Raw genomic sequence first — 14,704 nt, 5'->3', positions numbered from 1 at the left:
GTCGTAGCCGGTCGGAACCACCGGAGTGATCGACGTCCGGGAGATATCGTGCGCTGCCGGCTCTCAGCAACCTCCGGCCTGCGCAACCGGATATGAATTGCCCTCTCGCCCAGGCACAATGAGAGGTTCGGAGCGCTCGGTCATCAGAGATGCGAGCGCTGGGAAGAGGGAGTGCCGGGTGGGTCGGCTAGTGCTCGTTTTGCTTGTGATCGTTGTCGTCGCCGCGGTGATCGGCGTCGTGATCTCCCGACGGAACAAGGCACGTCGCCGGGTCGGCGATGACCCGGCGACACGTGCCCGCGCGGCCGGAGCCCAGCTCAGCAGGGAGACGCGCGCCCGTCAGTGGCGGAACAAGCCGCAAGGTAAGAGCGATTACAGCGGCGGTGGACGAGGATGCGGTGGCGGTGGCGGCGGATGCGCAGGCGGCGAGTGATCCGCCGCGAAGGTCAGCCGATCGGGTTCTGCCGCGCCTGGATCCGGTCCCCGGAGCGGACGGCGAACGAAGCGCCATGGCGCACACCCGAATTCGGGTCGGCCACGTTCAGCAGGTAGTACCAGTCCATCTGCGCATGGTCCGCCGTGATCTCCAGGACGCCGTAGCCGTGCGAATCCAGTTCGACGTAGCGCAGATGACGGTTGACCGTCTTGATCGATTCGGCGATCGGAGCGGAGTTCGCCCGGAGCATGTCGCCGATGCTTGTCGAGGTCACCGACGGCACGACGAACTCCGCGCCCGCCGTCGCGCCGCCCGGATAGTTCGCCGCGTCCACGGGTAGGTCGGCGGCCCACGAGGAGTGGATGTCTCCGGTGAGGAACAGCACGTCCGAGATCTGCTGGTCGATGATGGCGCGGAACAGGCGGGCGCGGTCGGCGGTGTACCCGTCCCACTGGTCGCCGTTCAGCGGCAGGCCGGACTGCGGGACGCCGATGGTGCTGGTGAAAGCCGCCGTGGTGGCCGGCTCCAGCGGCGGGAAGACCAGCGGCGCGACCATGACCGAGTTGCCGACCAGCTTCCACCGCACCGGCGCGGACGCCAAGCCCGCCGTCAGCCATTCCATCTGCGCCTTTCCGGTGATGGTGCGCGCCGGATCGTCGGCCGCGCGCCAGTGCGCTCCCGGCTTCGCTTCCTGGTCCCGGTAGCTGCGCAGGTCCAGCATGGTGAGTTCGGCCAGGGTGCCGAAGCGCAGTCTGCGGTATATCCGCACGTCGGCGCCCGATCCCGACGCTCGGACCGGCATCCACTCCAGGTATGCGTGCACCGAAGCCGCGCGCCGGTCCGGCCAGCCGCCCTCGGTCACGGGATCGTGGTTGCCCGCGCCGCCGGACCAGGAGTTGTTCGCGGATTCGTGGTCGTCCCAGGTGCAGATGAACGGCAGCGTGGCGTGCAGGGCGAGCAGGTCCGGGTCGGTTTTGTACTGGGCGTGGCGAATGCGGTAGTCGGCCAGGCCGACGATCTCGTCGGCGGGTTCGTGCGACCGTACGGCGCCGTCGCGCCCGCCGTAATTGCCGCGGCCGTACTCGTAGAGGTAGTCGCCGAGGTGCACGATCGCGTCCAGGTCGGTGCGGGCGGCCAGGTGGCGGTATGCGCCGAAATAGCCCGCTTCCCAGTTCGAGCACGAGACCACGCCGAATCGGAGGCGGTCCGGCGCGTCCGCCGTGGCGGGCGCGGTCTTGGTGCGGCCCACCGGTGAGGTCGAGCCGAGGGCGGTGAATCGGTAGTAGTACTCGACCCCCGGCGCAAGGCCGGAGACGTCGACCTTCACGGTGTGGTCGGACTCCGCCGCGGTCGTTACGGACCCCGATGCGGCGATCGAGAGGAAGCGCTCGTCCGCGGCCATCTCCCAGCGCACGGTCGCCGGGTCGCCCAAGCCCGAGCCGGGCGTCGCGTCGTCGGAGACGGTCACGCGGGTCCAGATGACGACGCCGTCGGGGAGCGGGTCGCCCGAGGCGACGCCGTGCCGGAATATCGGTATCGCGGCTCGCGCGCGTGCGGCGCCGAGCACCGCCGTGGTGGTGGCGGCGGCCGCGCTGCCTTTCAAGAGGGTGCGCCGAGCGAAGCGCCCGGAGTCCGAGGAATCTGAAACGATCGCGTTTTCAGTCACGGGTACCGATCCCATCCGAAGTACCGGCGACTCGCAACTCGGCCGGTCGCTCCGCCGATCGGGGCGTGCCGTCGCGGCGCGGGAACGGTATGCCGGCGCTGTCGGTGCGGCTCGGTAACGTTCTTTCCGTGAGCGATGGTTTGTTCGACGTGCCCGGTGCCGCCGTGCCTCCGGAGCATTCGATCGACACCGTGGTGCGCAGGGACTCGGGTGCGCCGCTGGCCGTGCGCATGCGTCCGGCCGCGCTGGAGGAGGTGGTCGGCCAGCAGCATCTGCTCGGTCCCGGCTCCCCGCTGCGCAGGCTGATCGAGGGTTCGGGCGCCGCCTCGGTACTGCTGTACGGTCCGCCCGGCACGGGCAAGACGACCCTCGCCGCGCTCATCTCGCAGGCCACCGGCCGCCGGTTCGAGGCGCTGTCGGCGCTCTCGGCCGGGGTGAAGGAGGTGCGCGCGGTCATCGACATGGCGCGGCGCAGGCTGTCGGCGGGTGAGCAGACCGTGCTGTTCATCGATGAGGTGCACCGCTTCTCCAAGACCCAGCAGGACGCCCTGCTCGCCGCCGTGGAGAACCGGATCGTCCTGCTGGTCGGCGCGACCACCGAGAACCCGTCGTTCTCGGTGGTGTCGCCGCTGCTGTCGCGCTCGCTGGTGCTGCAACTGCGCTCGCTCACCGAAGCCGACATCCGCCAGGTACTCGGCCGCGCTGTCACCGACCCGCGTGGTCTCGCGGGCGAGTACGCCGTCACCGACGCCGCGCTCGATCACCTCGTCCGTATCGCGGGCGGCGATGCCCGCCGCGCGCTGACCGCCCTGGAAGCCTCGGCCGAGTCCTCCCTCGACGGCACCGTCGACGTGGACCTGGTCGAGGCCAGCGTGGACAAGGCGGCGGTCCGCTACGACCGTGCCGGCGACCAGCACTACGACGTGATCAGCGCGTTCATCAAGTCCATCCGCGGCTCGGACGTCGACGCCGCGCTGCACTACCTGGCGCGCATGCTGAGCGCGGGGGAGGACCCGCGCTTCATCGCCCGTAGGCTGATGATCCACGCCAGCGAGGACATCGGCATGGCCGACCCGACGGCGTTGCAGACGGCGACCGCCGCCGCGCAGGTGGTGCAGCTGGTCGGCCTGCCGGAAGGGCGCCTGGCCCTCGCGCAGGCCACGATCCACCTGGCGACCGCCCCGAAGTCCGGCGCCGTCGTGGCCGCGATCGGCGCGGCCATGGCCGACGTCGCGGCGGGCAGAGGGGGCGCGGTCCCGCCGCACCTGCGCGACGGTCATTACGCGGGCGCGGCGGCCCTCGGCAACGCCCAGGGCTACAAGTACCCGCACGACGACCCCGGTGGCGTGCTGCCCCAGCAGTACCCGCCGGACGAGCTCGTCGGCGTCGACTACTACCACCCCACCGACCACGGCCACGAACGGGAGATCGGGCCCCGGGTCGACAAGCTGCGCCGCATCGTCCGGGGTTGACCTCGGCCGGGCCGGTTCGCCGGCCGTTCACCGGGGCGCGCGGGGACCCCGGTCGATGGAAATTCGGGTGCGCGGCACCGGTAGGCTGGGTATTCGTGCAGACCCACGAAATCAGACGGCGTTTCCTGGACCATTTCCTCCGTGCCGGCCATACCGAGGTGCCGAGTGCCTCGCTGATCCTGGCCGACCCGAACCTCCTGTTCGTCAACGCAGGCATGGTCCAGTTCAAGCCGTATTTCCTGGGTCAGGAGGCGCCGCCCTACCCGCGCGCGACCAGCGTGCAGAAATGCGTGCGGACCGGCGACATCGAAGAGGTCGGCATCACCACGCGGCACAACACGTTCTTCCAGATGGCGGGGAACTTCTCCTTCGGCGACTACTTCAAGGAGGGGGCGATCTCCCTCGCCTGGGAGCTGATCGCCAAACCGCAGGACGAAGGCGGTTACGGGTTCGACCCGGAGCGGATCTGGGTCACCGTGTACGAGGACGACCCGGAGACCGCGGAGATCTGGAAGCGGGTGGCGGGCATTCCCGAACAACGCATCCAGTTCCGCGACGGCAAGGACAACTACTGGGACATGGGCGTGCCCGGCCCGGGTGGTCCGTGCTCGGAGATCTACTACGACCGCGGACCCGAGCACGGCCGCGACGGCGGCCCGGTCGCCGACGAGGACCGCTACCTCGAGATCTGGAATCTCGTGTTCATGCAGGACGTCCGTGGTGAGCTGAGCCCCAAGCTCGGGCATCCTCCGGTCGGGTCGCTGCCGAAGCGGAACATCGACACCGGAATGGGCGTCGAGCGGATCGCGCTGCTGCTGCAGGGTGTGGACAATGTCTACGAGACCGACCTGCTCCGTCCGATCATCGACAAGGCCGAGGAGCTGACCGGGCGCTCCTACGGCGTCCAGCACGAGGACGATGTCCGCTTCCGCGTGATCGCCGATCACGCCCGCACCGCCGCGATGCTGATCGCCGACGGCGTGAATCCGGGCAACGATGGCCGCGGCTACGTGCTGCGCCGCCTGTTGCGCCGCATCGTGCGCTCGGCCCGCCTGCTGGGCGCGGAGAAGCCGGTGATGAGCGAGTTCATGAGAGTCGTCAGCGACCTGATGGCCCCGTCCTACCCGGAGCTGGCCACCGATTTCCGACGCATCGAGACCGTCGCGGTCGGCGAGGAGACGGCGTTCCTGAAGACGCTGAACACCGGCTCCACGTTGTTCGACAACACCGCCGCAGCGGTCAAGGCCGCCGGCGGCGCCACGATCGCCGGATCGGACGCGTTCACCCTGCACGACACCTACGGCTTCCCGATCGACCTGACGCTGGAGATGGCCGCCGAGGCCGGGCTGTCGGTCGACGAAGAGGGCTTCCGCTCGCTCATGGCCGAGCAGCGCAAGCGTGCCAAGGAGGACGCGCAGGCCCGCAAGCACGCCCACGCGGACCTCACCGTCTACAAGGAACTGGTCGACCGCGGCGCCACCGAGTTCACCGGCTTCGACGAGCTCACCTCCGAGGCCACCGTGCTCGCCCTGATCGCCGACGGCGTGCGGGTGCCGACCGCGACCGCGGGGCACGACGTCGAGGTCATCCTGGACCGCAGCCCGCTCTACGCCGAGTCCGGGGGCCAGATCGCCGACCGTGGCTCCATCACCGCCTCATCGGGCCTGAAGCTGCGCGTGAACGACGTGCAGAAGATCGCCAAGAAGGTCTGGGTGCACAAGACCACGGTGGAGCACGGCCAGATCACCGAGGGCGACGTCGTGCTCGCGCAGGCCGACCCGGCGTGGCGGCGCGGCGCCACACAGGGCCATTCCGGCACGCACATGGTGCACGCCGCCCTCCGGCAGGTGCTCGGCCCGAACGCCGTGCAGGCCGGTTCGCTGAACAAGCCGGGCTACCTGCGCTTCGACTTCAACTGGCAGGGCCAGCTGTCCGAGCAGCAGAAGGCCGACATCGAAGCCGTCTCCAACGACGCGGTCGGCGCCGACTTCCCGGTGAACACCTTCGTCACCGATCTGCCGAAGGCCAAGCAGATGGGCGCGCTGGCCCTGTTCGGCGAGAACTACGGCAACGAGGTCCGCGTCGTGGAGATCGGCGGCCCGTTCTCGATGGAGCTGTGCGGTGGCACGCACGTGCAGCATTCCTCGCAGATCGGCCCGATCACGGTGCTCGGTGAGGCGTCGGTCGGCTCCGGGGTACGCCGGGTCGAGGCGTTCGTCGGTTTGGACTCCTACAAGTACCTGGCCAAGGAGCGGGCGCTGCTGGCCGGTGTCGCCTCCGCGCTGAAGGTGCCCTCCGAAGAGGTGCCCGGCCGTGTCGAGCAGCTGGTGGAGCGGCTCAAGGTGGCCGAGAAGGAACTCGAGCGCACCAAGATGGCCGCCGTGCTGTCCTCGGCGGGCAGATTCGTCGAGGAGGCCGAGCGGATCGGCCGCCTGCTGCTGGTCGCCGTGGCCGCGCCCGAGGGCGTACCCGCCGGCGATCTGCGCACGCTGGCCACCGACATCCGCGGCCGGTTCGGCAGCGAGCCCGCCGTGGTGGTGCTGCTGGGCAACGCCGACGGCAAGGTGCCGTTCGTGGTCGCCGTGAACAAGCCCGCCCAGGAGCTCGGCGTCAAGGCGGGCGATCTGGTCGGCAGCTTCGGTCCCAGCATCGCGGGACGGGGCGGCGGCAAGCCGGAGATGGCCCAGGGCGCGGGTTCGGATCCGTCCGGCATCCCGGCGGGCCTGGCCGCGGTCCGCGCGCGGGTGGCCGAACTCGCCGGGTGATGGGCGAGGCCGCGGAACCGGAGAGGTCGGCGCAGCGCGGCGCCGACCGGCCGCATCCCGCCACCGATCCCGGTCGGGGCAGGCGGATCGGCGTCGACGTCGGCAGTGTCCGGATCGGGGTCGCCGCGTGTGATCCCGACGGGATTCTCGCCACCCCGGTGGAGACCGTGCCGCGCGCGAAACAGTCCAGAGGGACGGCTTCCGCACCCGATATCGAAAGAATTGCCGAAATTGTGCGGGAGTACGAGGCAGTCGAGGTAATTGTGGGATTCCCGCGAACATTACGCGGGGAGAAGGGGACTGCCGCTACGCTGGCCAGCGCATTCGCTGAGCGATTGCGGGCCGCCGTCGGGCCGGTGCCGGTCCGGCTTTCCGACGAACGTTTGACTACGGTGTCAGCTGCACGTGCATTGCGGGACAGCGGAGTTCGCGCGCGTGGCCAGCGGCAGGTGATCGATCAGGCGGCGGCCGTGTCGATCCTGCAAGGATGGTTGGACGAACGGAGTGCGGTGTTGAGGTCGGTGGAAGCGGGACGTCCCGCGTCGCCCGGGGACGATGCATGACGGATCGGTGGGCGCGGGCCGAGGAACTGTTCCGACAGCGCGAAGCTGATCGGCGTTACCGGAGAGACGACCGGGCCTGGGACGAACACGAGGGCGACGAGTACGACTACTACGACGACGATACGACCGTCATCCCTCGTTACGTCGACGACGACGAGGAGGAGGAGCCACCCGCGCCGCCACCTCCACCGCGGCGTGGCGGGCAACGCCCGAGGGCCACGAACGCGGAGTCGCCGCGCCGCTCGAAGCGCGGCGAGTCGAAACGCGCCGAGCCCGGGCGTTCCGGCCGCTTGCAGCGCGGGAAGCGATCCCGGGTCGCTTCCCGTAAAGCGGCCGAGCGCAAGAAGCGCCGCCGGAACCTATGGTTCGTCGCGGGCACCTTCATCCTGCTGTTCGCCGGCGCCGTGATCTTCGCCGGGATGAAGCTGATCGGCGGTATGGCTCCGCCGAAGGACTTCGCGGGGCCAGGGGGACCGCTGGTGGTGGTGCAGGTGCATCCGGGCGACACCTCGCAGCAGATCGCCTCGACGATGATGGAGCGCGGCGTCGTCGCGAGCACGGGCGCGTTCTTCCAAGCGGCTGTGCGCAACGCGAACATGAGCACGGTGCAGCCCGGCTTCTACGCGATCCCCAGCCAGAGCCCCGCCGTGGAGGCGGTGGCCGCGCTGGTCGGCAAGGATTCCAGGGTCGGCAACCTGGTCGTCTCCGAGGGACGGCTGCTGCACGACCAGCACGACATGAGCACCGGCGGGCGGTATGACGGCATCTACCGCAAGATCGCCGAGGCCAGCTGCATCGGCACCGGCCCCAACCAGAAGTGCGTGACCTACGAACAGCTCGACGCCGCGGGCGCGGGCTTGGACCTGGCCGCGCTGGGGGTGCCCGCCTGGGCGATGCAGGGTGTCAAGGACTGCCCGGACCGCACGCGGCAGCTGGAAGGCTTGATCGCCGCGGGCACCTGGGATTTCGATCCCAGCGGCACACCGGAGCAGATCCTGCGGCAACTGGTGAGCGCGAGCGCGAAGAGCTACGAGTCCACCGGCCTGCTGCAGTCCGGCGCCGACACGAAACTGACGCCGTACGAGACGCTGGTGGCCGCCTCGCTGGTGGAACGTGAGGCGAAACCCGAGGACATGGGCAAGGTCGCGCGGGTGATCGTCAACCGGTTGCGGGTCGATCAGATGCTGCAGTTCGACTCGACGGTCAACTACACCCTCGATCGCACCGAAGTGGCGACCACCGACGCCGACCGCGCCCAGGAAACCTCCTGGAACACCTACGCGATGCGTGGCCTGCCCAAGACTCCGATCGCGGCCCCGTCGTTGAACGCGCTGCGGGCCATGGAGAATCCGGAGCCGGGGCCGTGGCTGTACTTCGTCACCGTCGACAAGCAGGGCACCACCCTGTTCACCGACGACTATCAGGAGCATCTGCGCCTGATCGCACGGGCGCAGCGCAGCGGCATTCTGGACAGTTCCAAGGACAGTGGTGGCCGCTAGTCGCAAGGCGGCGGTGCTCGGCAAGCCGATCGCGCACTCGCGATCGCCACAGCTGCACCTGGCCGCGTATCGCGCGCTCGGGCTGAACTGGACCTACGAGCGCATCGAGTGCTCGGCCGAGCAGCTGCCCGGGTTGGTCGACGGGCTCGGCCCGGAATGGGTCGGGCTCTCGGTGACCATGCCCGGCAAGGAAGCGGCACTGGCCTACGCGAACGAGCGCACCGAACGCGCCGTGCTCGTCGGGTCGGCCAATACGCTGGTCCGCACCGAAGGCGGCTGGCGCGCCGACTGCACCGACGTGGACGGCGTGCTCGGCGCGCTGCGCGGCGCCGGGGTCGAGGAGCTGACCGAGGGCGTGGTTCTGGGGGCGGGCGGCACCGCGCGGCCCGCGCTGCTCGCGTTGTCGGAACTGGGGGCCAAGACGGTCACCGTGGTCGCGCGGGATCCGGGCCGGGCGCGCGGCGCGCTGGAACTGGCCGAGCGGCTCGGAATGATCGCCGCACTGGCCGCCTTCGAGGCCGGACCTCTCCAGGGGATCTGCGCGGCGGCAGGCGCCGTGGTCAGCACCGTTCCCACCCCCGCGGCCGCGGTGGTCGCCCCCGCGGTGGCCGAGGCTCCGGTGGTGCTCGACGCGATCTACAACCCGTGGCCCACTCCGTTGGCGGAGGCCGTCGAACGCGCGGGCCACACCGTCGTCAGCGGATTGCAGATGCTGTTGAACCAGGCGTACGGGCAGGTCGAGCTGTTCACCGGGCAACCTGCGCCGCGCGCGGAGATGGCGGCGGCGATGGGCGAGGGGCATCAACCCGGGAATTGAAACCAGTTCTGTTCGTGGTGGCGGTCCGTGTCGGCGTTGGGCGCTCGCAGGACAGGATGGCCCAGCTTCCGAGTACGGTGCCGGGGTGACACTGCTGCGTGGGTGCAGGCCGGGGTCGACATCAGCTCGGTGCGGGGCTGCCCGCGTTCGACTTTCGGGACGACTTGGAGGCGGCGACTCTGCCAACTTGCAGTACCAGTGCGTCCACGCTCATTCCACTGCGGTGGTCGCCGTATTATGCTGTTGTTCAATGCGTTCCCACGGATTCCAAGGGTAGGGAACGCATTTCAAGGGGACATTTCAAGGGGAGGGGTAGCGTTATGTTCACTCGAATCGGTATCGCCGCCGCGATGGCGATCGCCGCGTCCGCGTTCGTGTTCGGCGGACAGTCGGCGGCCGCAGCCTCTGGCTGCGCATCGGCGCAGCCCAGCTGGGGGTTCCACTGTGTGGCGTCGGCGTCGAACGTCTCGCTGGCAAGCTGCCGAAAAGACGCGCCGCTCTGGAATGATCGGGCGCGGTGCGTTCGGCGCGATGACGGCAGTGGTAGATACGACCTCTGGGTTCCGTCCAACTGAGCCACGCAGCGCCATAGGCGATGCCGAAAAACACGGCTATGGTGTTTCGCATGAATGCTTGGTGGTTGCGGGCCGTGGTGCTCGGCGCGCTGGTGGTGGCGTTGCGTGCCGTACTCGGGTTCGCGATGGTGTACTGGCCGACGCACGGGGCGCTGATGCGCATTTTGTGCCTGATCGTGCTGGTCGCGGCCATCGTGTCCTGGGGTGTGCTCGACGGTCGCAACGACCGCGCGGCCAGCGGGGACGCGGAACGAGGCGCCGATCTCACCATGATGTGGCTGAAGGCCGCGGTCGCGGCCGGTATCGGCAGCGGCCTCGTCGCCTGGATCCTGGACTTCGTTCCCCGGTTCGATCTCGGTGACAACGGCCTGCTGTTCGAAGTGACGGCGGGCGCCTCGTTCATCATCCTGCTGATCTTCGTGCCCGCGCTGATCGGCGTCGGTATCGGCCGGATGCTGGTCGAGCGGCGCAACGGCAAGAAACGCTCCACCCCGCCGTCGATGTACTCCGCCGCGGGTATCGCGATCTGATTCGACGAACGAACGGCGCGCCCGGCCACCCGGGCGCGCCGTTTTCGTGTCTCGAAGTGCTGCGGGTCTACAGCAGGACCGCACCACCGCTCGGGCTGTCCTCCCGAGCGATCGCCGAGTAGGCGGCGGCCAGCAGGGTGGGATCGGGTCCTTCCAGGCGACCGGGCTTGGCCAGGCCGTCGAGCACGACGAAGCGCAGCACGCCGGAGCGGGTCTTCTTGTCGGTCTGCATGGCGTCCAGCAACTGGGGCAGCGCGTCGGCATCGTAGCTGGTCGGCAAGCCGACCGCGGACAGGATCGCGCGGTGACGGTCGGCGGTGGCGTCGTCGAGACGGCCCGCGAGACGCCCGAGCTCGGCGGCGAAGACCAGTCCCACGGAGACCGCCGCGCCGTGCCGCCAGCGGTAGCGTTCCCTGCGCTCGATGGCGTGGCCGAGCGTGTGGCCGTAGTTGAGGATCTCGCGGAGGCTGGACTCCTTCAGATCGGCGGCCACAACGTCGGCTTTCACCTGGATCGCGCGGCGGATCAGCTCCGGCAGCACCTCGCCGGTCGGGTCGAGCGCGGCCTCCGGGTCACGCTCCACCAGGTCGAGGATCACGGGGTCGGCGATGAATCCGGCTTTGATGATCTCGGCCATGCCCGCGACGATCTCGTTGCGCGGCACCGTTTCCAGCGTGGCCAGGTCAACCAGCACGGCGGCGGGCTCGTGGAAGCAGCCGACGAGGTTCTTGCCCGCCTCGGTGTTGATTCCGGTCTTGCCGCCGACCGCGGCGTCGACCATCGCCAGCAGCGTGGTCGGCACGTGCACGATGCGCACACCGCGCATCCAGGTGGCGGCGACGAAACCGGCCAGATCGGTCGCAGCGCCGCCGCCGAGGCTGACCACGACGTCGTTGCGGGTCAGGCCGATGCGACCGAGCACCTCCCAGCAGAACCCGGCGACCGCGAGATCCTTGCCCGCCTCGGCGTCCGGGATCTCGATGCGGTGTGCGTCGATACCGGTGTCGGCCAGCGCCTTTCGCACTGCCTCCGCGGTCTCGGTGAGCGGCGGCTGGTGGAAGACGGCCACGGTGCGCACGCCTTTGGTCGCGCCGCTGACCGACTCGACGAGTTCGCCGAGCAACCCGCGGCCGATGATCACCGGGTACGGGTCGGCGGTCCGGACTTCGAGACGACTCGGCTCTGTCACGTGGCTTGCTCCGATTCTGTTGGTGCTGTTGTCGACTGCTGACGTGCCCGGGAGCGGGCACGACGTGCGCGGGCGCGCCGGGATCGGCTGCCTGCCGTCTCAGCGCTGCCCGCCCCGTTCGCGGCGTCGGGTTCGCCCGCGCCGCCCCTGCGGGCGCGGCGGGATCGAACGGTGGCGGTCACGGCGGATTCCGGTGCGGGGCCTGCCGCGGTGTCGGCGGTCTCGTCCTGATCGGTGGCCTTGCGCCGGGCCGCGGTTCTGGCCCGGGCGCGCCGGCGGGCGCGAGAGCGGCTGCTGCCCTGCGGGATCCCGCTCGGTGGCGGCCGCAGATCCGCTTCGGCGGGCTCCACCGGCTCCATGCCCAGTTTGGTCATGATCATGCGCACCACCCGGCCGGGGCTGCGGCCGTCGGTGCGGACCCGCACGGTGGCCACCTCCCGGTAGAGCGGACGGCGGGTGCGCATCAGCTCCCGGTACTTCGCGCTGGGGTCGGCGCCGTTGAGCAAGGGGCGCTGAGTGCTCGCCCCCGTGCGCCGAAGGCCTTCGGCCACACTGATCTCCAGATAGACCACGGTGCGGTTGCGCAGCAAGGCTCTGGTATTCGCCGACAGCACGGCGCCGCCACCGAGCGAGACCACACCGCGCTCGGCGAGGACGGCGCGACGCACCACCCGCTCCTCGATCCTGCGGAATTCGGGCTCGCCGTCTTCGGCGAAGATCTCCGGGATCGTGCGACCGGTCTCCCGCTCGATGCCGGCATCGGTGTCGTACAGCTCGACACCGAGTTCCCTGGCGAGTTTGCGGCCGATCGTGGACTTCCCCGCCCCCGGCGGTCCGACCAGCACCACGCGCGGGGCGCGCGGATCGGTCTGCACGATCATTGCGACCGACTGTCCGCGGGCACGTGGGGGCGGGTGCTGATCCGCTTGATGTAGCTGGTGATGTTCTCGGCCGTCTCGGTGAGCGAGTCGCCGCCGAACTTCTCCAGCGCGGCCTGCGCCACGACCAGCGCCACCATGGATTCGGCGACCACGCCCGCCGCGGGCACGGCGCACACGTCCGAACGCTGATGGATGGCGACGGCTTCGTCGCCGGTGGTCATGTCGACCGTGGACAGCGCGCGCGGCACCGTGGAGATCGGCTTCATGGCCGCGCGCACGCGCAACGCCTCGCCATTGGTCATGCCGCCCTCGAGGCCGCCCGCGCGGTTGGTGGAGCGCAGCACGCCGTCGGGGCCGGGGCGCATCTCGTCGTGTGCCTGGCTGCCGCGGCGGCGCGCGGTCTCGAAGCCGTCGCCGACCTCGACGCCCTTGATGGCCTGGATGCCCATGAGCGCGGCCGCGAGGCGGGAGTCGAGCCGGTTCTCGCCGCTGGTGAAGGAGCCCAGGCCGACCGGAAGTCCCTCCACGACCACCTCGACCACCCCGCCGAGGGTGTCGCCGTCCTTCTTGGCCGCCTCGATCTCCGCGATCATCGCGGCTTCGGCGTCCTTGTCGAACGCCCGCACCGGGCTCTCGTCCACCGCGGCGAGGTCGGCGGCGGTCGGCACGATCCCCGAGGTGTTCTGGGCCGTTCCGATCGACACGACGTGCGAGACGACCTCCGCGCCGAACGCCTGGCGCAGGAAATTGCGCGCGACGGTGCCGGCCGCGACGCGCGCGGCGGTCTCCCTGGCGCTGGCGCGCTCGAGCACGTTGCGGGCGTCGTCGAAGTTGTACTTGAGCATGCCGGAGTAGTCCGCGTGTCCGGGCCGGGGCCGCGTCAGCGGGGCATTGCGGGCCAAGTCGGCGAGTTCGGCGGGATCGACCGGGTCGGCGGACATGACCGTGGTCCACTTCGGCCACTCGGAATTGGCCACCTCGATGGCTACCGGGCCGCCCATCGTGCGCCCGTGCCGCACGCCGCCGACGATGGTGACCTTGTCGGCCTCGAACTTCATCCGGGCGCCGCGACCGTATCCCAGCCTGCGGCGGGCCAGCTGCGTGGAGATCTCGTCCGACGTCACCTCGACGCCTGCCACCATTCCCTCGAGGAGGGCGACGAGAGCGGGACCATGGGATTCTCCGGCAGTTATCCAACGCAGCACGTCGTTCATCTTCCCATGTCGACGCCGGTGCCCGGGAACGTGGCCCGCCGTGACGACGCGAACGCCAGGGCAGGGCCGGATACCGCGACCCGGCGCGCTCAGCGAGCTATGACGATGGTGCGATCCACCGACCGCAGCAACGCGTCACCGACGGAGCCGAACAGCAGCCGTCCCAAAGTCCCTCGGCCACGACTGCCCACCACCAGCAGCTGTCCGTCCCGCGAGCGCTCGAGCAGCCGCCGCTCCGGACGGTCGCGGACGACCTCACGCCGGATGGTCACCTCCGGGTACTGTTCCTGCCAACCCGCCAGGCTCGCGGCCAGCGCCGCTTCCTCGGTCCGGCGCAGCGCGGCCCAGTCGGTGCCGATGGCGGCGAGCGGCTCGACTTCGCCCCAGGTGTGCACGGCCACCAATTCGACCCCGCGCAGCGACGCCTCGGTCACCGCCACCTCGATCGCCGCCTGCTCGTCGGTGGAGGCGTCCACCCCGACGATCACCGGGCTGGTGCCGGCCCGGTCCCACAGTGGCGCTTCGGCGGGTACCACCGCCACCGGGCAGCCCGCATCCCGGGCGACGGTGGCGCTGACCGATCCGAGAAGGACACGCTGGACTCGCCCGATGCCGCGGGTGCCGACCACGAGCATCGCCGCGCTCCGGGAGCGCTCGATCAGGGCGGTGGCCACGTGCGCGGTGCGGATGTCGGTGCCGATGGCGATGTCGCGCACCACATGTGCGGCCGTTACGGCGGCGTCCGCGGCGCGCTCGATCGCCTCGTCCGCTTCGCGCACCCGCAGCAACGCCGCGGGCCGCGGCGGATCGTCGTTGTCTGAGCCGAGCGACGACTCGACGACCAACGAGATGTGCAGGGGCGCGTCGTGCAGCGCGGCGGTCTGCGCGGCCCAGCGCACCGCGACCATCGACTCGGCGGAACCGTCGGTTCCCACCACGATCGGCTTCCGCGACGGATGCCTCGGATTCACTCGGCGGCTCCTTCTCGCTGCATCGCTGGTCTGGCGCACTCGCGGTGGCGATCGCCGAGGTGCCGCACGCGAGCGCGGTTCCGGCGGCTGCTCGGGAAAGTCGTGGCTCGCCATTGATGCTACCGA

Annotated in this window: 10 protein-coding genes and 1 pseudogene; 6 read left to right on the top strand and 5 right to left on the bottom strand. The window is 70.2% G+C overall.

Going from position 1 to position 14,704, the window contains the following annotated elements; translation table 11 throughout:
* Positions 1-446: 446 nt before the first annotated feature.
* The gene (locus GVY39_RS00480) at positions 447-2,117 is read right to left on the bottom strand and encodes an alkaline phosphatase (protein ID WP_159919316.1); all 1,671 of its coding nucleotides are present in this window, start codon (positions 2,115-2,117) and stop codon (positions 447-449) included.
* A gap of 74 nt (positions 2,118-2,191) precedes the next feature.
* On the opposite strand from GVY39_RS00480, the gene GVY39_RS00475 reads away from it, so the two are divergent.
* From GVY39_RS00475 to GVY39_RS00450, 6 genes are all read left to right on the top strand, one after another.
* Positions 2,192-3,574 (top strand): replication-associated recombination protein A, encoded by a 1,383-nt coding sequence (locus tag GVY39_RS00475; protein WP_370523744.1) that lies wholly within the window; start codon positions 2,192-2,194, stop codon positions 3,572-3,574.
* 95 nt (positions 3,575-3,669) lie between these two features.
* Complete coding sequence (alaS, locus tag GVY39_RS00470) at positions 3,670-6,339, top strand: alanine--tRNA ligase (RefSeq protein WP_159919312.1); 2,670 nt, start codon at positions 3,670-3,672, stop codon at positions 6,337-6,339.
* Positions 6,339-6,902, top strand: a complete 564-nt coding sequence (ruvX, locus tag GVY39_RS00465) for a Holliday junction resolvase RuvX (RefSeq protein WP_159919310.1) — start codon at positions 6,339-6,341, stop codon at positions 6,900-6,902. Before alaS ends, ruvX begins: the two co-directional genes overlap by 1 nt.
* Positions 6,899-8,401, top strand: coding sequence for an endolytic transglycosylase MltG (gene mltG / locus GVY39_RS00460; protein ID WP_159919308.1), 1,503 nt, complete (start codon positions 6,899-6,901; stop codon positions 8,399-8,401). The genes ruvX and mltG overlap by 4 nt, the downstream gene beginning before the upstream one ends.
* Complete coding sequence (locus GVY39_RS00455; protein WP_159919306.1) at positions 8,391-9,218, top strand: shikimate dehydrogenase; 828 nt, start codon at positions 8,391-8,393, stop codon at positions 9,216-9,218. The genes mltG and GVY39_RS00455 overlap by 11 nt, the downstream gene beginning before the upstream one ends.
* Before the next feature lie 625 nt (positions 9,219-9,843).
* Positions 9,844-10,323 carry a B-4DMT family transporter gene (locus GVY39_RS00450; RefSeq protein WP_236565230.1) on the top strand — a complete coding sequence of 160 codons (480 nt, stop codon included), beginning with the start codon at positions 9,844-9,846 and terminating at the stop codon, positions 10,321-10,323.
* Positions 10,324-10,390: 67 nt separating this feature from the next.
* On the opposite strand, the gene aroB is transcribed toward GVY39_RS00450, so the two are convergent.
* The 4 genes and pseudogenes from aroB to GVY39_RS00430 all read right to left on the bottom strand — a co-directional run bounded on the left by aroB (position 10,391) and on the right by GVY39_RS00430 (position 14,578).
* Complete coding sequence (gene aroB, locus GVY39_RS00445; RefSeq protein WP_159919302.1) at positions 10,391-11,512, bottom strand: 3-dehydroquinate synthase; 1,122 nt, start codon at positions 11,510-11,512, stop codon at positions 10,391-10,393.
* Positions 11,513-11,874: 362 nt separating this feature from the next.
* Positions 11,875-12,393, bottom strand: a pseudogene (locus GVY39_RS34185) (shikimate kinase); the annotation flags it as partial.
* The gene (gene aroC, locus GVY39_RS00435) at positions 12,390-13,598 is read right to left on the bottom strand and encodes a chorismate synthase (protein WP_159920207.1); all 1,209 of its coding nucleotides are present in this window, start codon (positions 13,596-13,598) and stop codon (positions 12,390-12,392) included. The gene aroC and the pseudogene GVY39_RS34185, both read right to left, overlap by 4 nt.
* Positions 13,599-13,696: 98 nt before the next feature.
* Complete coding sequence (locus tag GVY39_RS00430; protein WP_159919298.1) at positions 13,697-14,578, bottom strand: universal stress protein; 882 nt, start codon at positions 14,576-14,578, stop codon at positions 13,697-13,699.
* Positions 14,579-14,704 lie beyond the last annotated feature (126 nt).

The organism is Nocardia sp. CY15, from assembly GCF_009829295.1.
GTDB classification, from domain to species: domain Bacteria; phylum Actinomycetota; class Actinomycetes; order Mycobacteriales; family Mycobacteriaceae; genus Nocardia; species Nocardia sputi.
This window is presented reverse-complemented; position numbering and strand designations above follow the sequence as displayed.